This is a genomic window from Actimicrobium sp. GrIS 1.19, assembly GCF_035984655.1.
Classification (GTDB): domain Bacteria; phylum Pseudomonadota; class Gammaproteobacteria; order Burkholderiales; family Burkholderiaceae_D; genus Actimicrobium.
This window is the reverse complement of the sequence record NZ_JAXCHT010000004.1, coordinates 217,738-237,649: the sequence shown is the minus strand read 5'-3', so window position 1 is coordinate 237,649 and position 19,912 is coordinate 217,738. Positions and strand designations below refer to the sequence as shown.

Below are 19,912 nucleotides of genomic sequence, written 5' to 3'. Positions count from 1 at the left end.
CCGGCACAGCGAATCGAGTCGCAAGCCACCTACCAAAAAACCAACGAAGAAAGGAGATCCAGGAACCAGACCAGAAGACTTATCCACAGACGCGGGGTAATCTACGCGCAAACAGGGTGGGTCATTTTTAGATGAAAACAGTGGGTCAGTTTTAAGCGATTCTCAACACGTCAATCCCACTACCTTGCAGCCATTGGAGGGTCCGGGCGCTGCCCTGGAGCGCCCAAGCGGCGACGATTTGCCTGGCACTTTCCTCGGTCAAGACCCTACTGAGCGCTTCGACGTCGCCGTTGTCGAGGTGACCATACAACTGCTCGCCAAAGACTGTCCAAAGTTTCCTGGCCTTGACCACTCCGATACCTTGGAAATCGTCGCATTCAGCCATGAAAGTGACAATGTGTTCGCCCGACATCCTCATCAGCGAAACTTGGGCTGCCATGATTTGCCGCTCACGAACAAGGTATCCGTTCACCGTGCGCTCATACGACTCCGATTCACCGCTCACCCTCCACCACTGCCCAGGCTGAACGCGCCCATCGCCAAGCTGCAACCCTGTTGCCTTAATGACGAAATAGCTTTTGGCATCAACGACGTCACCGGCCTCACTGATTTCAGTGCCGACGAAGATACATCCGCCCCTACCATAAGGATTTTGGCTGCGGATGGACTGAACCCGAACTAAAACAGAAGGGGTCATCGCGGTAGCCGCCCAGTGGTTGAAAGGGCTTCACGGAGTATCGCGTAGCGCTCTAACTCCTTTTTTAGCTGACCGTTTTCAGCCCTTAGGCTGGCGTTTTCCTGCTCGAGTCGTCGAAGGCGCTCAACGTCGAGCGAGCGCGCGGCAGAACCAGGCTCGCGCATCAGGGGCGCTGCTGAGGCCTCCTCAGCTACACCGGCTAGGGTAGGCAGCACTCCGGCAGCCCGCAATAGCGCCTCCTTTGCCAACAGGGCAGACTTTATACGCGGATTCTGATTTAACGCACTGACGGCAAATCCGCATTGGGCAGCGATTTCCTTCCGCGACAGAATTCCACGCCCGACCATTTGCCTGAAGTCCTCATCGGTGCGGCTGTCCAGCCAAGTGGTAAATGCTTGGAAATTTTGCTCGGCGAGTTGTTGACCGCTAGCCATCACTTCACCTCCTTGCTTCTGTCGCGATGGGGCTTGGTCAGCGGCGCATTCAGCATCATTACCGTCACCCCCTTGCGCTCAGCGTTGTGCGCCCAGGTCACGAACTGCTCCAGGAGCAGCTGGTTTTCCTGTTCGAGGCGCTGAACTTTGGCCTTATACCGGTCCACTTGCTCCAGCGCTGCCCGTACACGCTCATCCCGAGGCGCACCACGTTCGGCCTGCCATGTGCCGCGCAGGGCATCCTTCTTGAAGGAAAAGGCGTTTGCTATCTGGGGATACTCCGCAAAGGTGAACCTCGAATACGTGAAGCCGGTTGCCTTTTCAACGGCGTCAATCAGGAGGTCCCATGTAAGCTTTCCCTTCCAGCTATCAAGGGTGTCAAGAACGACCTGGAGTCGCTCGTCCGTCAAGTCAGGTGCGCGAGTCTTCTTCATGGCAGCGGCTTTCGCCCATTGGCTTCTATGGCCTCGATGGGTTGTATGTTGTCTGAGGTAATTAGGGCGGCGTTGGCCAAGTTGAGCCGAACGCGAGCACCAGCGGGAACTGAAGGGTCGTCTATGATGGCAAGAAGGGCATTGACACGCTCGAGCGTCTTCGTCTGATGCTTCACCCAGGTGTCGGCGCCATACTCCTCGTCGTCCAGGGCGGCCCGAGCTTCCTTCAGCAGGTATTCAGTTTCATTTTTGAGCGAGCGTAAGTTGGCTTCCTTGTGCTCTTCGCCCTTGACGCATTCCTGCTCCTCGCAGTTTGTACAGTCCCGGTACATTTGGCACGGCTCGCTGGCGAAGTTATGGGTGCACCAGCCATAGTCCGTCGTGTGGGCGGCGACGATGCCTATCCCTTTGAATTCGCTGCGCACAATCAGGTTCCGGAGTCCTGCAGGAACGATGTCGGCCGTGAAGCCCATCTTCAGGGCTTGACTGATGGGCGCTTGCACCTCGTCCGAGCTCATGTGGTCGTATGCCCGGTTCTGGTTGACATCTTTTCGGCCCGAAAAAATCGCAATTTCGGCGCTACTGAGTCCGCCCGTCTGAGCGAGCATGTTGAGGTAATGACGCAGGCTATGGCTCCGGAGCTCGATACGCGAACCATCATCTTCAGTGTAGGCAAATCGTTCAAAGATGGACTCTTGCGCCTCCCTGCCGTAGGAGTTAGTAATGAGGTTAGAGTCAACGCAGCTGAACATGCAAAGGTAGGTCGCCCGTTGAGAATGGGTTTCGTTAGTTCTCACGATGGCCATGGCATCCTCGCAGCGAAGCTCAGGAGCGCCAAGGACATAGGGGAAGGTGGTCGGTAGCATCGCAACCACAGCACGTTCTACGTCTTCGAAGCGGAAACCAATCTGCCGCCCGCCCAACGGAATTTTTGTAATTTTGTTCGTTGTCTGGGCCCAAGCATTGGCAGGGCCTGTCGCGCTCTCGTCACCCCAGAGGATGAGCGCCAATTGTTCCAGCGAGAGCACCTCTTGCTCACGGAGGCCTGTCGCTCCATCGTGTAGGTACAAGGTTATCGGGTTCGCGGCATACCAGGCGGCGATTCTATGGGCGGGGGCAGTCACCTTGAGCAGCTTGCCCACCGCGTCCCGTGCGACCGGCACCATCTGCGTGGGAAGCCATTTTGTTGTGTCCTCAGCCCCTTTTGACCCTGCCCACCTAAGGCCTAGTTTTCCCTCGAACCTGCCGTCGCCCTCGACGAGACAGTTGCGCTTTAGCCGGACCACCTCATTGATTCGCTCTGGCGCACATAGCATTACTGCTGTGTAGCTCGACACTAGAACATCGGTCGGCTCGACGGCTTGTTGAAAAATGCCGGCAAGCGCGCGCAATGCCGCAGCGGAAGGCAATTTCTCTTGTCGTGCATCGAGGGACTCCTTTGAGATTCGTGACCCGAGTTCTTGTGGCTTCTTCAGTCCGTGGTTCCAAGGCTGACGATGCGCAATGAACCCCTTCGAATTCATCAATTCAGAAATCAGCACTAGCTGCCCCGCGATTCTGTAAGCCGCACCGGCAGAAACCTGCTTCTTGGCCAGTTCGACGGCCGTATCGAGCACTTCTACGTTGACACCTGTTGGTCGCGAGCCCTTGCTCCATTCCCGCAAGGCTGCCTCCAGGCAGCGTAACGCAGCGATTCGAATATCTTGGGCGGCCACAGGACGCTTGTCATGGAGGTAGACAAGCGCTGCCTTCGCAAAATCCAAGAATGGATGGGGCATCGCTGGCTCTCGAGCAGATGTTTTGGACGCATCAAGTGAACTGAAGACCGCCCGGTGCATCTTATTCTGGCCTTTCAAATGTCCAATATCCCAGACATTCAGGGCGAACTGTCGGCAAGCGCCTAATACCTCAGATTGCTTGCAAACCTCGATGAAGGCCTCAAGGTTGTCTTGTGGCTCCAGCTCCGCGCGAGGCGTGAAATGAAGAACGGGCGCGCTCATTCTGAAACTCCGGGCTTGCGTTGTTCACGTGCTTGGTCACATTCAGCCATGACTTCTTGCACCGCCCGCATGGCATCATCGTTAATGGCCGCCAATCGCTCGTCGGTTCCACATCGTTCGCGCTCGACCTTTAGGCGAATTAGCACCTTCTCGTGAGGCCCGTCGAGCCACGGCTCGAACTTGAAGCAGGTGTAACAGGCAGTGGGCTTGTTAAATGCACATCCTTGTCCCTTGCCGCCACAGCTGCCGACGGGGTCTTTGGCAACGCGAAAGTCGATGATGCGGCTGCCTGGCGCGCCCTTGTGGGTCGAATGTTCCTCGCCCTCCACCAGGCGCCCTCTGAATGCGTACGCCAAGGGCGCCAACTGCGCGTCCATTGCCTTGTCGATATTTTCGACAATCTTGGGCGATGCCTCGAAGTAGACGTCCACATTCTGCAGGTCCACGTGTCCGAGTCGGTCGGCGATGATTGCTTTGCTTGCGCCTTCCTCAGCTAGGCGCGTGCCAAACGTGTACCGGAATCTCCTCGTCGAGACAGGAATCGGCTCAAATTGCAGCCGCTCAGTGGGTGGCGCAATCGGGCGCAAAGCATTGCTATACACCGTCGAGAGATTTGCACGGACACAATGGCCGAAGAAGAGGTCGCCTTCGGAGCGCCGCTCTTCTCTTGGGCCCCACTTCATCACGATATCCTCATGAAAAAACGCCGCGTCGGGGCCATGGCCTTGACACCTGAGGTTCTCGATGTATTCCATCGCAAGCCGTCCGGTTTGCGGACTCAGGTCGAACTTCTTAAAGGACACGCGAGAATGCGCTTCGCGTGTTTTAGCCTGAGGGAGATTGAGCACGAATGAACCATTGTTAGCGGTCAGGTCCATCACCTTGAGGGACGCAAATTGAGAGATACGCCCTCCGCACGCGAACAGCAGCCGCGTCAGCACCGCAACCCATTGCGGTAGCTCTCCCATGCCATACGCTACATCCACCGCCTTGTAGAGTGCGCTGTACTCAGGCTTGGGCACCTTGGGCAAGCTTACGCTTGGACGCTGGGGATGCTGCCATATCCGGTAAACGGGCGGCCGCATTTGGTGCTCCAAGACTTCGACAAAGCAGCGAAATCTAATCTGAGCACCTGCTTGCTTTTAAGTTCGGACGACGTAGGAAAACGCAAGGTACGCATTGTCGCCAAGCGGCTGGAGGAAGCGGGCTTCACTACCGACCTTGTTGAGCGGCGATTTGGTCCGGGTCATCAGGTCTTGAGCGACGAACCAGCGGCGGCACTGTTCGGCGTGGATAACGTCGCAGCCCGCCGCGACCTTGAGTCGGCCGGTTTTGCCTTTATCGTAGAAGCAGGTCTTGGAAGTGGCTATCGCGACTTTCGCGCCATCCGAACCCATACGTTCCCAGGACCACGGCGCCCTTCGGAAATCTGGTCGGCAGCTGACGCGGCGCAACCATCGGTCGAGTTGAACGACGTCTACAAAAATCTGGCGCGAGAGCGTGACGATTTGTGCGGAATGTCCCAACTTGCGTCACGCGCGGTGGCCACGCCGTTCGTAGGAGCACTAGCCGCAACGTTAGTTCTGGCGGAAATAATTCGACCGCTGCACGGTGGCTTTATTTACTCGACTCTGGACCTGCAATTGAAGGACATGCGCTACCGAAACGGCACGCCTCCAGCCACGTATAGCGGCTTATCGCTTCCCTATAGACAGAGCTTCAATTGAGGCGAGAGACATGCAGTGTAAGACGGGCTAAAATTGTAAGAGGACCCGCGTCACAACTCGCGACGTATTAGGTTCACTCTTGAAGTAGCGCCAGAAACCTCGCCGGTCTTCAGTGTCCGCGCTGTAGATACTCAACAAGTTTTCACATGTAAGGCCATACGCCATTGCCACTTCTCGTTCAATGGTAGCTATCGCATCATCCAAGCTTCGTCCCTTCATCGCCTTCTCTGCACTTAAGTCATTGAAATTAAACATATTTCACAAGAATTTGATGTTTTTCTAAATTCTTGTGAAAAAGCTTTTAAATCATGGACTTATAACTATTTGCGAGCGGTGCAGGGTTTGAGCGCGGCAACCGACCGCATGAACCCTTGCAAAAGGTCGGCTAAGTCGTCTTCAAACAGGTTAGCTGCTTATGAAACAAATAAGCCTCTCGATAACTAGATTTGAATTTGCCGACCCCATTTATCCTTCCTATCCAGTAACATCATGCGCTGCCCTCTCGCTCGCCGAACAACTTCGGTTTCCGACGCAAAATCGTTGCTATGCAATATTTATTGCATTAAAGTAATCACATCGATAATATCAATTAGGCAATAGAAAAACCATGCTCACTGGCGAAATTCGCGGCCAAATCGACGCAATCTGGAACGCATTCTGGACCGGCGGCATTTCCAATCCAATGGAGGTGATTGAGCAAATCACCTACCTGTTGTTCCTGCGTCGCCTTGACGACCTGCATACATTGGAAGAAAACAAATCGGTACGCCTTGGCGTGCCTATGGACCGCCGCATGTTCCCCGAAGGCGCTGACGCAAAGGGCCGCGATTACAACGACCTGCGCTGGTCGCACTTCAAGAACTTTGCGCCATCCGAGATGTTCAAGGTAGTTGACGAACATGTATTTCCGTTTTTGCGCGCCATGGGCGGCGATGGTTCGACCTACTCCCAGCATATGAAAGATGCCCGCTTTACCATCAAGGCGGCAGGGTTGCTGTCTAAGGTGGTGGACCTGTTGGACCGTGTTCCGATGGAAGACCGCGACACTAAGGGCGATTTGTATGAGTACATGCTGGGGAAGATTGCCAGCGCCGGCGCCAATGGCCAATTTCGGACACCACGACATCTGATTCGGCTGATGGTGGAACTGACCGCACCGACGGCCAAGGACGTGATTTGCGACCCTGCAAGTGGAACCTGCGGCTTCCTGGTAGGTGCCGGCGAATATCTCAGAGAAAAACATCCGGAACTGCTGCGCGATGCTGTTGCACGAAACCACTTTCATCACGGCATGTTTCACGGATTCGATTTTGATAACACGATGCTGCGTATTGGCAGCATGAACATGGCTCTACACGGCGTCGACAATCCGAACATCAGCTACAAGGATTCCCTGGCACAGGACCATGCTGGGGACGCGGAAAAATATTCGCTGATTCTGGCCAATCCCCCTTTTGCAGGCTCGCTCGATTACGAAGGGACCGCGAAAGACCTATTAGCCATCGTCAAGACCAAAAAAACTGAGCTGCTATTTTTGGCACTGTTCCTGCGCCTATTGAAACCGGGCGGCCGTGCAGCGGTCATCGTGCCGGATGGCGTGCTGTTTGGCTCCAGTAAGGCACACAAGGCGCTTCGCCGGATGATTGTGGAGGAACAAAAACTCGATGCGGTCATCTCGCTTCCCTCGGGCGTATTCAAACCGTATGCGGGGGTATCCACAGCAATTTTGTTGTTCACCAAAACCAACTCGGGCGGTACCGATAACGTCTGGTTCTACGACATGAAGGCCGATGGCTGGAGCCTGGACGACAAGCGTCAGCCGTTGCTGCCAGAAGAAAAGTTAGGCTTTCAAGGTATGAGCGACGGCGTCAGTCGTTTATCAGAAGCGGAACACGTTAAGAACAATTTGCCAGATGTGCTATCGCGTTGGCGCGAACGTGACGGAATGGAGCTGGACCGTGACCGCACTGACCAGAGTTTTTGCGTGCCGAAGTTCGATATTGTGGGTAACGATTACGACCTGTCTATCAATCGATATAAGGAAGTAGTGCATATCGCAAGCGAACATCTACCTCCTAAAGATATTCTGTCAAAGCTTGCAGTGCTTGAAGCGGAAATTCAGGCTGGGATGAGTGAGCTTGAGGAGATGCTGAGTTGATTACACGAAATTCAGTAGAAGGGGCATTTCCCGTCACGAAATTAGGTAGCGTAGTAAATTTTTTGGACAGCAAGCGGAGACCCATCACTGAGTCAGAAAGAATAGCTGGACCTTATCCGTACTATGGTGCAAACGGAGTGCAGGGCAACATCGATAGTTATATTTTTGATGAACCTTTAGTGCTGTTGGCAGAGGACGGTGGTCATTTTGACGACCCGCGAAGAGGAATTGCGTACCGCATTTCAGGAAAAACTTGGGTCAATAACCATGCCCATGTTCTTCAGCCCAAGCACGGCCTCGATTTGGCATTTTTATGTCGAGTCCTTGAAAATTATGATGTTAAACCGTTCGTGACAGGAACCACACGGGGGAAATTAACAAAAGCCGGGGCATCGGAGATTCTAATTCCCATGCCGCCACTCGAAGAACAACGCCGCATCGCGGCCATCCTGGACCAAGCCGATGCGCTCAGAGCCAAGCGCCGCGAAGCATTGGTACAGCTGGACAGCCTGGCGCAATCGATTTTCTATGAAATGTTTGGGGACCCGATATTAAACGATAGGTCATGGCCATTTGCTGAAGTCAGTGATTTTGTTGCTGGATTTGAAAGCGGGAAAAGCATTGTCGCTGATGATGAGGAGGAATCGACCTCACCGTATCGCGTATTAAAAATTAGTGCAGTTACTTCACTTGAGTATAAGCCAGAGCACAGCAAGGCAATTCCCGCACAATACCTCGTTCCTGAATCGCATATTGTTCGTAAGGGGGACTTACTGTTTAGCCGTGCCAACACAACGGAGTTAATCGGAGCAACTGCGTTTGTCAACGAAACTCCAGATAATTTGCTTCTACCCGACAAGTTGTGGAGGTTTGTTTGGTTCGATAAACCGAGAGCTGCGCCTCTTTATGTTCGTCAGCTTTTTCAACAAATGAGATTTCGTTACGAAATTGGAATGCGTGCAAGTGGAAGTAGTGGCTCAATGCAGAATATTTCGCAGAAAAAAGTATTATCGATTATGGTCGGGAATCCGCCCCTCGAATTGCAGAAAATTTTCTCTGCACGGGTGGAAGCTATTCAGGCAATTAAATCAAACCACCGGCTTGCGCTGATTAAACTTGAGGCGCTCTTCAACTCTCTCCAATACCGCGCCTTCCGGGGCGAACTGTAAATGAGCAATTTCGCCTTCCTCCAGTCTGAGTGGTTAACCGTTTATAGCGCAGCCATTAAGACTGAAGAAATGGCGAACCTTGATGCGCGCACATCGTGTTTCTACGCTCGACGTGCGCTGGAGCTAGCGGTGGACTGGCTGTACAAGCACGACACTGCTCTGCGTCTACCGTATCAGGACAATCTGAGTGCCCTGATTCATGAACCGACTTTCCGGGGCGCGGTCGGTGACGCCGTATTCACCAAAGCCAAGGTCATCAAGGACCTGGGCAATCTGGCCGCGCACAGCACACGTCCTATCATGCGTAACGATGCGGTCACCGCTACCCGCGAACTGTTTCATATTTGCTATTGGCTCGCACGCACCTATGGTCAACGCTCGCGGCCGGCGCCCGACCTTCGATTTTCCCCGGACCTGATTCCCGCGGCAGCTACTACATCCACGGCCGCGGCGACGCCTACACAGTCGATTGACCAACTGCAGAAACTGGAAACGCAACTGCGCGAGCGCGACGAAAAGCTCTCGGTACTGCTATCCGGCCAGGCAGTACTCGACACGGAGCTGCAAAAGCTACGCGCTGACGTGGCCGCCGCCAAGAAGGCCAACATCGCTCAGCCCGATACGCATGATTACTCCGAAGCAGAGACGCGCGATTACTTTATCGACCTGCTGTTGAAGGAAGCCGGGTGGGCGCTGGATGCCAAGAACTTCGAGATTGAAGTCAGCGGCATGCCGAACAACCAGGGTATCGGCTTCGTCGACTATGTGCTCTGGGGAGATGATGGCAAGCCACTCGCGCTTGTAGAAGCCAAGCGCACCCGAAAAGACGCAACGGTGGGCCAGCAGCAGGCCAAACTGTATGCCGATTGCCTGCAAGCGCAGTATGGACAGCGGCCCATCATTTTTTATTCCAATGGGTACGAGCACTGGATTTGGGACGATGCGAACTACCCACCGCGTGCAGTACAGGGCTTTTTCAAGAAGCAGGAGTTGGAGCTATTGATTCAACGTCGGACCAGTCGCAAGAAATTGGCTGAAGCCGTCATCAACCCCGAAATCATTGGGCGCTATTACCAGACCCGAGCCGTGCGCCGTATTGGCGAAACCTTCGAAGTCGACAATCAGCGAAAAGCCTTGCTTGTGATGGCGACCGGCAGCGGGAAAACACGTACCGTCATCGCTCTGGCCGATGTGCTGATGCGTTGCAACTGGGCAAAACGCATTCTGTTCCTTGCCGACCGGGTTGCGCTGGTTAAGCAGGCGGTCAATGCCTTCAAGACACATTTGGCAGAATCGTCGCCGGTCAATCTGGTGTCGGAAAAGAGCACGGATGGGCGGGTCTTTGTCTCAACCTACCCGACGATGATGGGACTAATTGATGATGCTGTAGACGGTCAGCGTCGCTTTGGGGTCGGGCACTTTGACCTCATTATCATCGACGAGGCGCACCGCTCGGTGTATCAGAAGTACCGCGCCATCTTTGATTATTTTGACGCAATGCTGGTGGGTCTTACCGCCACGCCCAAGGATGAGATTGACCACAACACTTACGGGCTCTTTGACCTCGAGAGCGGCGTGCCGACCGACGTCTATGGGCTGGACGAAGCCGTAAGCGAAGGGTATCTGGTGCCACCGCGCGCGGTATCCGTGCCACTGAAGTACCAACGCGAGGGTATCAAGTACAAGGAACTGTCCGAAGAAGAAAAAGAACAGTGGGATGCGCTGGAGTGGGACGAAGACGGCAACATTCCCGACGCGGTGGACTCCGCCGCCTTGAACAAGTGGCTATTCAACACCGACACGGTCGACAAGGTATTGCAGCACCTGATGACCGAAGGCGAGAAAGTGGCCAGTGGCGACCGTCTCGGCAAGACCATCGTCTTCGCAAAGAGCAACGCTCACGCCGATTTCATCGCCGAGCGATTTGACATCAATTATCCGCAATACAAGGGAGCGTTCGCGCGTGTGGTGACTTACAAGACTGATTACGCGCAGAGCCTGATTGACGAGTTCTCCATTAAGGAGAGCATGCCGCACATCGCTATCTCGGTTGATATGCTAGATACCGGTATCGATGTGCCGGAGGTGGTCAATTTGGTGTTCTTCAAAATTATTCGCTCCAAGACGAAGTTCTGGCAAATGATTGGTCGAGGTACCCGTCTTTGTCCAGATTTGTATGGACCGGGCCAGCACAAGCAGTTTTTCAACGTTTTCGACTATTGCCAGAATCTGGAATTCTTTAACCAGGAACTCCCGCCGGATGAAGGCAAATCTCCGGTTCCATTGAGCACGCGACTGTTCAGGGCACGGCTGGAAATGATTGCCGAGTTGGACAAGACCTTCGGAACGGGGACCAAAGTGGCAGAAGCAACAACCGGCTATGGTGAGCAACCAACGGATGAGCAGCTGCGCGCGGAACTGGCGGGTTTTCTGCACCAGCAGGTTGCAGGTATGAATCTCGATAATTTTGTAGTCCGGCCTCGCCGTCAGTCGGTCGAAAAATTCGCGAAGCTGGCTGCCTGGCACATGCTCGACGATGACAGTTTGCAGGAGTTGAGCGAGCAGGTAGCGGACCTGCCCACTGCATTGCTGGACAACGATGAAGAAGCCAAGCGATTCGATATGCTGGTGTTGCGTACGCAGCTGGCAATATTGCAGGCTCAGCCGGATTTCTTACCCCTGCGCGAACGAATGCAGGCCATCGCCGGCGCCCTGGAGGAACAAGACGCAATTCCTGCCATCAAGGCGCAAATGGTACTGATTCAGTCGGTGGCCGGGGATGAATGGTGGGACGACGTAACCATCGGCATGCTGGAGGTCGCACGGAAGAAACTGCGCGCGCTAGTCAAGCTGATTGAAAAGAGCAAAAAAAATATCGTATATACCGATTTCGAAGACGAGCTGGGCGTAAGTGCCGTGATTACTTTACCAGGTGTCGGTACTGGCATGAATATGGCGAAATTCAAAGACAAGGCGCGTCAGTTCCTAAAAGCCCACGAGAGTCACTTGTCATTGCAACGGCTGCGTCGCAATCAACCGCTGACGCCATCGGACCTTGATGAACTTGCCAAGATGCTATTGGAGGCAGGCGGCTCGCCGGAACTGATTCAGGAAGCGACGAAGCAAAGTCATGGGTTGGGAATTTTCATTCGCTCCTTGGTCGGAATCGACCGTGAGTCAGCCACCCAGGCCTTCAGTCAGTTTATCGTCGGCACTACGGTCACTGCCAAACAGATTGAGTTTATCGACCTTATAGTGCAGTACCTGACTGAAAACGGTGTAATGGCGCCAGAACGGCTTTACGAATCCCCCTTCACTGATATAAATCCACAAGGTCCGGAAGGAGTATTCCCTTCGCCGAAGGTAGACCAAATTGTAAAAGTACTCGCCGAAGTGCGAATTCGAGCCGTCGCCTGACCACATCATCGAAATTATCAAAAAAAGCATATGCAGCCAACCCAGCAAGTCCTACATAGTCTACAAATCTCCCGCCTCAAGGGATTTAAAAATCTCGACGAAATTAAGTTCGATGATAAGCCTTTGACCGCAATCCTAGGCGTTAACGGATGCGGGAAGTCGACATTACTGCATGCGTTAGCGTGCTGCTATCAACCGAATTCTGGACGGCAGGGAGAGAACTTCAAATTTAGTCATTTTTTTACACCAACAACCGATGCGACATGGGCTGGAAGTCAATTTTCGATGAACCACTCATACCGGGTGGAACAGGAAAGGCACAACCACCAAATTACGACGTACTCAAAGCAAGCAGACCGTTGGGCACCTCGATATAGCACACGACCGGAGCGGGACGTAATCTTCATTGGAATTAGAACCTGTGTACCAACAATCGAAACTGAAAGCTATACGTCATTAATAAGATACGTTACAACTACAAGCAGCGATGTACTTTCTGCAACGATATTGCTGAAGGTTGGAACAATTTTCAATCGAAACTATACGGAACTCAATTCCCACAATTCAACAGGTGGTAAACGATACTCAGGTTTGGCGTATGGCGGCATTCGATATTCGTCGCTCAGCATGGGGGCAGGTGAACAACGTGTATTATTAATTATAGGTTTGGTATTCAACGCACCCAAATATTCCCTTATTTTAATTGATGAAATAGATTTACTTCTTCATACAGATGCTTTAAAAAGACTCCTTAAAATATTACACGATAGAGCAGCCGAAAAATCCCTACAAATAGTATTTACGACGCACCGTGAAGCGGTATTGGAACTGGATTCAACCATAAGCATTAAGCATATTTTACAAACTCCAGAGAAATCATATTGCTTTTCAGACACGAAGCCAGATGCAATACATCGCCTAACCGGGCAGCAAGAGCGGCCAATAGAAATATTCGTCGAAGACGATATGGCAAAAGCTATAGTTACAAAAGAACTGGCCCATCACTCGATGCAGCGCTTTGCGGCAATAACGCCCTACGGAGCTGCCGCCAACTGTTTTGCCTTGGGAGCAGGTCTTTTATTACGTGGCCATGATGATTTTTCAAACAAGTTAATTGTATTAGACGGTGATATATATCGCTCGGAGAGCGATAGATTAGAGCGAATTAAAGCTGTTCTTTCGGGTACAGAGAGTGATTTACCTCAAAAACGGTCAAATATTTTAGCCGCCATCAAGGAATTTAATGTGGGGAATCCAAACATTACTCCTGAGGCAAAATTACATCTTATGCTTCGGAATAATAGCATTGTCGGCCACGAAGAAATCGTTCAAATTGCGAATTCAATTGAAGCGGTTAACGATACTCACAGTTTTGTCGGGGAAATAATTGAGCGACTTGGCGTCGATAGGCTAGTTGGATTGTCGAAAATAGTGGACGCCGCCTACACCACCGCGGAATGGCCAGGATATGTGGCAGAAATTCGGCAATGGCTAAATCAGCGACGAGCTAACTTCGTGGAAGCTCAGTAGCAATCCGAACGGATGATTCTCGACCTCATTTAATACGTATTCTCTAATCCGTTTGACCTCGATTTGGAGGCACGAGGGGCCGCTCTAACTGCTCTTGCGAAATACCTTTACCGATTGCATTTTGTAAATACGTAATCAGTCTGACATCGTAGGCATGCAGTGTTTTAAGCAATTCCGCATTTTCGGCTCTAACTCCTGCATATTTCTGCGCCAATATTTCATGCTCAGGTAGAAGCTCGCGCGGAGGCTTTCCTGTCTTTCGAAACTTACGATACTCTTCGCGCTTGTTTTCATAAGCGGTCTTAATTTCGGAGTGCGACTGCAACGCTTGCCTGGACCACAGGTAGCTGGTTTGATTTTTGATTTCGCCAACAAGTTCGTTCCAAGTCAACTGCTTGTTGCCAGGCAAACTTGCAATCAGTTTCTTGATGTACGAAACCCGTTGCTCCGTAAGATTTATACGTCGCTTCCTGCGTCGCAGGGTTTTCATAATCCGTTACTCCTCCGAATCGTCGTAAATGATGTTCTGTTTGCCCAGGTGAACAAGTGTACCGAACGGAATGGATGGGTCGTTATGCGTTGCAACAATTTGCGTCAATCGTATGAGCGTTTTTTCATGAGCGATTTTCCAGTTATCGACACCGTAAGTACCGTCCTGCATTTCGGTTTCGACCATTTTGAGCAGTGCTTCCGTGTTTTCCTTTGCTTCATTCGCACGACCCTTCTGCTCCGGATTTCCTTTCTCAATGAGATGTTCTTCACAAAAGAAATCGCATTTGCCATGCTTGGGACATGGCAGTGCCGACCAGTCGTGAATACATATGCCAAGGTCCGTAACGTGGCCAGTTCCAACCATGGAGAGCAAAAATTCTTCCCTGCGTACTGGGTCATTTATTCGGTTAGCTAACTCCGGTAGTGGGCCTATTGGGTCATTCTTTTGCAGGTGCTGTCTTACGCTTTCCGCAAGCTGCCTCCCGGTCATTTGGTTGTATGTCGAGTTTTGTCCGATTTGCGTTCTTCCCATCCAACGCGCAAGCTCGGTTTCACCTAGCCCCCCCTCAATACCGAGAGTATTCAGCCAATGTCTGAACTGATAAGCAATGACTTTGAACGGTTTTCCGTCATCATCGCAAATATTGAGTCGCTCGAAAATTGATGGCACTCCTGGGCGCCCTACCATGTAATCGCTTAGCTGTCCTTGCGTCGCCAAAATTGCAGTTCCATTCAGGGTATTTTTTGTTGAGTGGAAATAATTTACGCCCACTACAAATAGACACTGGTCTAAAGAATATCTTGCTTGTCCACTATTAAAGACAGTCGACACCCCGCAACGACTGACTAGTGCGCGTTCCAAGTCACCCTTTGCAACTAATGTCACTTCTCTTCCATTTATATCATTTGTGAACATATTGGAGCAGTAACTTTTGGCAAACTGCCTTCCAGCCTTTCCGTTATTTCTGGTTAGGCCTACTGCTTCCTCCAATTCAGCCATTGTGAAAGTGTAGTCATCCGGCAACAAGTGCCAAGGCTTCGGCAACAGCGTCCTATGACGATTTTTAATAATGAAACTCGCAATGTTACAAAACGGCTCGGTTATACGGAGGATGTCGGTAACAGCTCTTCTGGCCACGTCCGCCATCACTGTCGGAAGCCATTTTTTCTGAGAGTCCTTATGGGCGTTTTTTCCGGGAATATACCGTAGCGCATATCGCACAGCAGGATTTCCATTTCTATCGACAAGCGGCTGTCCATCCGGTGAAAATTGTGGCTCCTCAATCCAACAATCACGGCGAAGCGTCAAAAGTTCACAGGGGCGAAAGCCACAGCACAACAGAAGTTCAATTGCCCGTTGGCAGAGTAAATCTTTGTCGGTTAAATCTGTCCGATTAGATATACGAGCCGCAGCGTCCAGTACGTCGTTCTTCGGAAGTTTCTGGGCTCGCCGTGCCTCAAACTTTTTTCCTAAGCGACTATGGTGCATTCCGCCGTCTTCAGCGTCACGGGTCGTCGTATTTTTCCATTCAATCCTCACCTTTGTAAGCCTAAAGGTATCAAGCATCTTTGCAAGCTCTGCTAATTTTCCACCAATTCTGTAAACCGAGGACCTCTTTTCTTTTAATTTACAAGAATTTATTGCTAAATCAAAATCCATGGGTAGTAAATCAATCGGGTCATGGCTGCGCAATCGAATTGAGGCATACAGATAACGCAGGGCTCTAACCATGACCATATGGTCTATTGTTGGAAGGCCTTTGATATTGCGAATTTCACGTCGACACATAACTGCCTTAACAAATGAGCCAAACGGTTCGACAAACGACTCTGCGTTACTTATAGTGGTCTTGGCAACAAAATTTGCATTAAACCAAATCCTCTCTTCATGTCGCCCATCAGACGCTCTGCCTTTTTTTTGCACTGGCCACATTACGCTTGTCCATGGAACTTCTCCAAATGGATTTGCCGACCTGGATTCATTGATGAATTCCTCTAAGCTTTTTTGTACAGAATGATGAACGGTGCTTTTAAACGTCATAATGAGGCCTTTGCGGCACAACCTCGCCACTCATTGCAGATTTCGATAACCCGCTTTACGGCTTCAATCGTGGACTCGTTGACATTGACCATTCGGGGGTCGGCCCCGCGGCGAAGGCGGTCGTCGCGTTCGTGTTCCAGCATAGTTAAAACCTCCTGATGAGGGCCCTCCAACCAGGGTTGAAATTTGAAGCAGGTATAACAAGCTATGGGAGCGAACAGGCCACAAAACTTAAAATTCCCACACGAACCGATGGACGTCATCTTGCGATTTTTTTCATCCACAAATCTGATGCGGCTCGCCAGGTCATTACCACGCATTGCATCTTTTTCATCGAGCACCACAAGTCCCATGAATGCCTGCGCTGTCCATGTCAATCGAGAAGTCAAAGCTTTATCAATTGCAACCACAGCGTCGGAGCGCGAGTTGAAATAGACCATTACGTACTGTAAATCGGTATGGTCTAGGGCATCTGCCAATTCATAAGGCGAGGCTCCCTCCTGAACCATTCTTGTTGCAAAACTATATCTCAGTCGACGAGGTGACAGTGCGAGCGGGTCGCCGGTTAAGGAACGAAGGTCAAACATATCCACGAATTTTCGCAATACGTTCGAGAACTGATGAGACGTCCACCGGTACGCCTCTGGTGCGAAATCAGTATGTAAGATATTTGTGCGTGGAGAAGAGCGCGAGAACAATGCTGGCTCAAAATCGTGCCCAGCCGCAGTCAATCCCATTTCCCACTGGCTATTTTGCGATATTAGTTCTTCGACTAACTCGCCGATTTGCGGTTGCAATGACCTCGTTTTATAGCCCTCGCGAAGCTGCACGTTCCTCTTTTTTATACGTGGGATGCGCAACTCATAAACGGCGCTACCATCGGACAAATGTGTCTTTATTAAATCTTCATTATTCAGTAGTCGTAGATTTTTTGTGTTAGTTCCAAATGCAAGCAATAGCCAAATCACTGTCAACTCTGACGCGGGCATCAACCGTTCTTTTGTTGCGTGACGCAACCAAGTTGTCAATTGATGGATTTCGGATGGGCGCAGGGGACCTTGCTGCGGGTCATCGCTCATGACCAACGCGCCTTTTAGATTTCCGCCAATAGTCCGGCTTTCCAAGACGGTCGCAAATTCGTCATCAAACCCGTCTTGCACTACGTCTACGCACCAGAGGTACCACCTCCTAAATGCGTCAAGCGTATTTGCCGCAGTGCCAGAATCAAAATCTCTCAATAAGCGGAGCCTCGTTCCTTCATACAAATGCATGTTATACGAACTCGCATCATGAACGTTAAACCCGGCATCTATCGCCGCCTTCAAAAAAGCATTTAAATTGTAAAATTGATTTCGAATATAGACCGGATTATTTTTCGTAATAAAAATTTGAAAATACAAGCGTATCGCTGTTAATACTGCGCCTGGCTTAAGCGGAAGCAATAGCCAGTTCAGTATTTCAGTTGCCCCAATTCTCCAAGTCGAACCTGATACATCGACGCTTTCGCCTGACCTGGTAATGACCGAAAAAGTTTGGTCACGGGGGCGCGCGATAGAGGTTGCGTCGCATTTTGATTGTCTTGAAAGTGTCATTTAGTTAATGCCTTCCTTTGAAGTTCCATACTTCTCCGGTTCGCCGATTTACGAATGGCACGTTTTGCATACACCGCGGGCATGGATGACGTCGGGCACCAACCGTTTTGATATTTTTGGTCTCGCTCACTGATTTCATGGTCAGCGTCTGCCGTGTTTTCTACCCAGCGCTCATTAAAATCATGTCGCAAAATATGCTGGCAGACATCCTTAAAAATGGGGTGACGGTCTCGCAATTTTTCGATAATTCGTCGGTGACCGCGGTTACCAAGCGGTTCACCGCGATAGTTTGTAAAGATATAGGGGTGCTTTCTCGCTGCCGGGAATTCTTGTTTATTTGAGCGGTGTTCACTAATCCAGACGTCGAGCGCATCCCGTAATTCGTTATCCATCGCCATAAGTCTGCCGAGTGTTTTGCTGTTCGGCGGGTTCTTCCTTGGGTCCTCCGGGTCATCATGACGTCGATGAACAGTCAGCGATGCTGGGCGGGCCTGGAAATCGATATCGCGCACCTTCAAACCGAGAATTTCGCCGGCTCGCGGCCCGAGGGCGAACGCCAGCAGAAACATCGCATAATTTCTTTGTTGTAATTTTTTTCCAAACGGATTGTTGACCGCACCAGGCTTAATACACTCGAGGAAAAATGCGCGTTGTTCGGGGGTAAAACCCAGGCGCTCCCCAGGCAATTTTGATTGATGACCACGATATCGGGGAGATATGCTTTTCGCACGTTTTAAGAATCGTTTGAGTTCTTCGTTTGCGGCGTAGCGGCGCCGGTCGTTATCAATGCGGGCGAGCACTGGTTCAGAGGTCCACTCAATGAATTTGATGCAGGTCGCGTATCGATGAGCAGCATACGAGGGGGTGACCACCGCCAGGCCGTCTTGCGTGAGTCTGCATCGCTCAGAGAGGGCGACCAACTCTTCCAAGCTGAGGAATTGTTGCTTTGCTGCGCGTTCAACGAGGTCAATATGCCGCTCCTCGAAAAACCGAAAAGCTAACGCCAAGAAGCGTAATTTTTGGCGAATGGCACTGGCTGTTATGCAAGTAGGCCGCAGCTTTGTCAGGACGTACCGCATCGCGGTCATGACGGGCAGCCCCAAGGGTTGGCCTTCCACCAATGTGGGTACTTGCTCTCCAGACGGCAATTTCACTTCCCGAATAGAAAAATGCGTCATCTCCGCCTCGTCACGTCAACATACCGAAACTGAGCTTAATCCAGAAAACCGAGCAATGCAACTAAGTCATTGATTACAAAGACTTTTTGCTATACTAGTCGACAGCAAGAATAAAACTTCATTGCGTTCATGAAAGTACTCGTCATCTTCGGAAATTTGCCCGAGGTCACCTTTAATGGCTGTTTAGAGGAAGAACGACGGCACGCATTGGGGGAAATTGCCGCGGTCGAGAGCAAACCCAAAATCACCGTCTTGAGAGAAGCGGGCTACGCTGCGCTTCGCCCGCTAGAAATTCTCGGAACTTTGAGAGCGGCTGCGTTTTTGCAAGTGGCTGGAAAACGAGATGAAAAATTTACGCGTCAGCAACCGGTATGAAGGAGACATCTTTACAATAAAAATGCGGTTCCGGTGAGACTGTCATGAAGCTCAATAGAAAAAACCGGAGTTATCTACATAACCAATTGATTATGCAGACACTTCCGGTTTTTCTTAACAAATTAAATAGTGGTTCCGCCTAGAATGGAATATCGTCGTCCATGTCCGAGAAGTTCGGCGCCGGACGACTGCTGGCCTGGCGCGGTGCGCTGGCGCCAGATGCTGCGGCCGGCGCGCTTTGACGCGGTGCAGGCGCATTGCCGTAATCGTCATCACTTGGCGCGCCGCCACCGCCCATGCCCTGGCGACTGCCGAGCATCTGCATTGAATCGGCGATGATTTCGGTGGTGTAGCGCTCGACATTTTCCTTGTCGGTCCACTTGCGCGTTTGCAATTTTCCTTCGATGTACACCTGCGACCCTTTTTTCAGATACTGACCGGCGATCTCTGCCAGCTTGCGATAGAAGGTGATGCGATGCCATTCGGTGACTTCTTTCTTTTCGCCGGTGTTCTTGTCTTTCCAGCTTTCAGTCGTCGCCACGGCAATGTTGGTCACCGCTTCGCCGTTCGGCATGTAGCGGGTTTCCGGATCGCGGCCGAGGTTGCCGATGATGATGACTTTGTTGATCGATGCCATGCTTGATTCTCCTGGAGGTACCTGTGTCGCG

Annotated in this window: 16 protein-coding genes; 6 read left to right on the top strand and 10 right to left on the bottom strand. The window is 51.4% G+C overall.

Annotated features, from left to right (window positions below; all coding sequences use genetic code 11):
- Nucleotides 1-151: 151 nt before the first annotated feature.
- The 5 genes from RCH09_RS05590 to RCH09_RS05570 are packed head-to-tail and all read right to left on the bottom strand — an operon-like array spanning nucleotide 152 to nucleotide 4,587.
- Nucleotides 152-697, bottom strand: a complete 546-nt coding sequence (locus RCH09_RS05590; RefSeq protein WP_326940057.1) for a hypothetical protein — start codon at nucleotides 695-697, stop codon at nucleotides 152-154.
- Entirely contained in the window at nucleotides 694-1,131 is a 438-nt protein-coding gene (locus tag RCH09_RS05585; protein ID WP_326940056.1) for a VPA1267 family protein, read from the bottom strand. The genes RCH09_RS05590 and RCH09_RS05585 overlap by 4 nt, the downstream gene beginning before the upstream one ends.
- A complete protein-coding gene (locus RCH09_RS05580) occupies nucleotides 1,131-1,565 on the bottom strand; it encodes a hypothetical protein (protein WP_326940055.1) in 435 nt (144 codons plus the stop codon). The genes RCH09_RS05585 and RCH09_RS05580 overlap by 1 nt, the downstream gene beginning before the upstream one ends.
- Entirely contained in the window at nucleotides 1,562-3,565 is a 2,004-nt protein-coding gene (locus tag RCH09_RS05575; RefSeq protein WP_326940054.1) for an integrase, read from the bottom strand. The genes RCH09_RS05580 and RCH09_RS05575 overlap by 4 nt, the downstream gene beginning before the upstream one ends.
- Nucleotides 3,562-4,587 (bottom strand): site-specific integrase, encoded by a 1,026-nt coding sequence (locus RCH09_RS05570; protein WP_326940067.1) that lies wholly within the window; start codon nucleotides 4,585-4,587, stop codon nucleotides 3,562-3,564. Before RCH09_RS05570 ends, RCH09_RS05575 begins: the two co-directional genes overlap by 4 nt.
- A gap of 30 nt (nucleotides 4,588-4,617) precedes the next feature.
- Between RCH09_RS05570 and RCH09_RS05565 the strand changes: the two genes are divergently transcribed.
- The 5 genes from RCH09_RS05565 to RCH09_RS05545 all read left to right on the top strand — a co-directional run bounded on the left by RCH09_RS05565 (nucleotide 4,618) and on the right by RCH09_RS05545 (nucleotide 13,566).
- Nucleotides 4,618-5,292, top strand: coding sequence for a hypothetical protein (locus RCH09_RS05565; protein WP_326940053.1), 675 nt, complete (start codon nucleotides 4,618-4,620; stop codon nucleotides 5,290-5,292).
- A gap of 607 nt (nucleotides 5,293-5,899) precedes the next feature.
- Nucleotides 5,900-7,450: a class I SAM-dependent DNA methyltransferase gene (locus RCH09_RS05560; protein WP_326940052.1), complete on the top strand. Its 1,551-nt coding sequence runs from the start codon at nucleotides 5,900-5,902 to the stop codon at nucleotides 7,448-7,450.
- On the top strand, nucleotides 7,447-8,619 hold the full coding sequence (locus tag RCH09_RS05555; protein ID WP_326940051.1) for a restriction endonuclease subunit S: 1,173 nt from the start codon (nucleotides 7,447-7,449) through the stop codon (nucleotides 8,617-8,619). Before RCH09_RS05560 ends, RCH09_RS05555 begins: the two co-directional genes overlap by 4 nt.
- Nucleotides 8,620-12,036 (top strand): DEAD/DEAH box helicase family protein, encoded by a 3,417-nt coding sequence (locus RCH09_RS05550; protein WP_326940050.1) that lies wholly within the window; start codon nucleotides 8,620-8,622, stop codon nucleotides 12,034-12,036.
- Nucleotides 12,037-12,066: 30 nt separating this feature from the next.
- Nucleotides 12,067-13,566 carry an AAA family ATPase gene (locus RCH09_RS05545; RefSeq protein ID WP_326940049.1) on the top strand — a complete coding sequence of 500 codons (1,500 nt, stop codon included), beginning with the start codon at nucleotides 12,067-12,069 and terminating at the stop codon, nucleotides 13,564-13,566.
- 43 nt (nucleotides 13,567-13,609) lie between these two features.
- Here RCH09_RS05545 and RCH09_RS05540 read toward each other — a convergent pair whose 3' ends face one another.
- The 4 genes from RCH09_RS05540 to RCH09_RS05525 are packed head-to-tail and all read right to left on the bottom strand — an operon-like array spanning nucleotide 13,610 to nucleotide 18,869.
- Entirely contained in the window at nucleotides 13,610-14,056 is a 447-nt protein-coding gene (locus tag RCH09_RS05540; RefSeq protein WP_326940048.1) for a hypothetical protein, read from the bottom strand.
- A gap of 6 nt (nucleotides 14,057-14,062) precedes the next feature.
- On the bottom strand, nucleotides 14,063-16,099 hold the full coding sequence (locus tag RCH09_RS05535; RefSeq protein WP_326940047.1) for a hypothetical protein: 2,037 nt from the start codon (nucleotides 16,097-16,099) through the stop codon (nucleotides 14,063-14,065).
- Nucleotides 16,096-17,691 (bottom strand): tyrosine-type recombinase/integrase, encoded by a 1,596-nt coding sequence (locus RCH09_RS05530; RefSeq protein WP_326940046.1) that lies wholly within the window; start codon nucleotides 17,689-17,691, stop codon nucleotides 16,096-16,098. The genes RCH09_RS05535 and RCH09_RS05530 overlap by 4 nt, the downstream gene beginning before the upstream one ends.
- Entirely contained in the window at nucleotides 17,688-18,869 is a 1,182-nt protein-coding gene (locus tag RCH09_RS05525) for a tyrosine-type recombinase/integrase (protein WP_326940045.1), read from the bottom strand. The genes RCH09_RS05530 and RCH09_RS05525 overlap by 4 nt, the downstream gene beginning before the upstream one ends.
- 129 nt (nucleotides 18,870-18,998) lie before the next feature.
- Here RCH09_RS05525 and RCH09_RS05520 point away from each other — a divergent pair, with 129 nt between their 5' ends.
- Complete coding sequence (locus RCH09_RS05520) at nucleotides 18,999-19,244, top strand: hypothetical protein (RefSeq protein ID WP_326940044.1); 246 nt, start codon at nucleotides 18,999-19,001, stop codon at nucleotides 19,242-19,244.
- Between the two features lie 139 nt (nucleotides 19,245-19,383).
- Here RCH09_RS05520 and ssb read toward each other — a convergent pair whose 3' ends face one another.
- Complete coding sequence (gene ssb / locus RCH09_RS05515; RefSeq protein WP_326940043.1) at nucleotides 19,384-19,881, bottom strand: single-stranded DNA-binding protein; 498 nt, start codon at nucleotides 19,879-19,881, stop codon at nucleotides 19,384-19,386.
- Between the last annotated feature and the right edge of the window lie 31 nt (nucleotides 19,882-19,912).

Bases quoted from the DNA above. Each gene is read 5' to 3' on its own strand.
- RCH09_RS05590 (WP_326940057.1), bottom strand. From the start codon at position 697: ATGACCCCTTCTGTTTTAGTTCGGGTTCAGTCCATCCGCAGCCAAAAT.
- RCH09_RS05585 (WP_326940056.1), bottom strand. From the start codon at position 1,131: ATGGCTAGCGGTCAACAACTCGCCGAGCAAAATTTCCAAGCATTTACC.
- RCH09_RS05580 (WP_326940055.1), bottom strand. From the start codon at position 1,565: ATGAAGAAGACTCGCGCACCTGACTTGACGGACGAGCGACTCCAGGTC.
- RCH09_RS05575 (WP_326940054.1), bottom strand. From the start codon at position 3,565: ATGAGCGCGCCCGTTCTTCATTTCACGCCTCGCGCGGAGCTGGAGCCA.
- RCH09_RS05565 (WP_326940053.1), top strand. From the start codon at position 4,618: ATGCTGCCATATCCGGTAAACGGGCGGCCGCATTTGGTGCTCCAAGAC.
- RCH09_RS05560 (WP_326940052.1), top strand. From the start codon at position 5,900: ATGCTCACTGGCGAAATTCGCGGCCAAATCGACGCAATCTGGAACGCA.
- RCH09_RS05550 (WP_326940050.1), top strand. From the start codon at position 8,620: ATGAGCAATTTCGCCTTCCTCCAGTCTGAGTGGTTAACCGTTTATAGC.
- RCH09_RS05545 (WP_326940049.1), top strand. From the start codon at position 12,067: ATGCAGCCAACCCAGCAAGTCCTACATAGTCTACAAATCTCCCGCCTC.
- RCH09_RS05540 (WP_326940048.1), bottom strand. From the start codon at position 14,056: ATGAAAACCCTGCGACGCAGGAAGCGACGTATAAATCTTACGGAGCAA.
- RCH09_RS05535 (WP_326940047.1), bottom strand. From the start codon at position 16,099: ATGACGTTTAAAAGCACCGTTCATCATTCTGTACAAAAAAGCTTAGAG.
- RCH09_RS05530 (WP_326940046.1), bottom strand. From the start codon at position 17,691: ATGACACTTTCAAGACAATCAAAATGCGACGCAACCTCTATCGCGCGC.
- RCH09_RS05525 (WP_326940045.1), bottom strand. From the start codon at position 18,869: ATGACGCATTTTTCTATTCGGGAAGTGAAATTGCCGTCTGGAGAGCAA.
- RCH09_RS05520 (WP_326940044.1), top strand. From the start codon at position 18,999: ATGAAAGTACTCGTCATCTTCGGAAATTTGCCCGAGGTCACCTTTAAT.
- ssb (WP_326940043.1), bottom strand. From the start codon at position 19,881: ATGGCATCGATCAACAAAGTCATCATCATCGGCAACCTCGGCCGCGAT.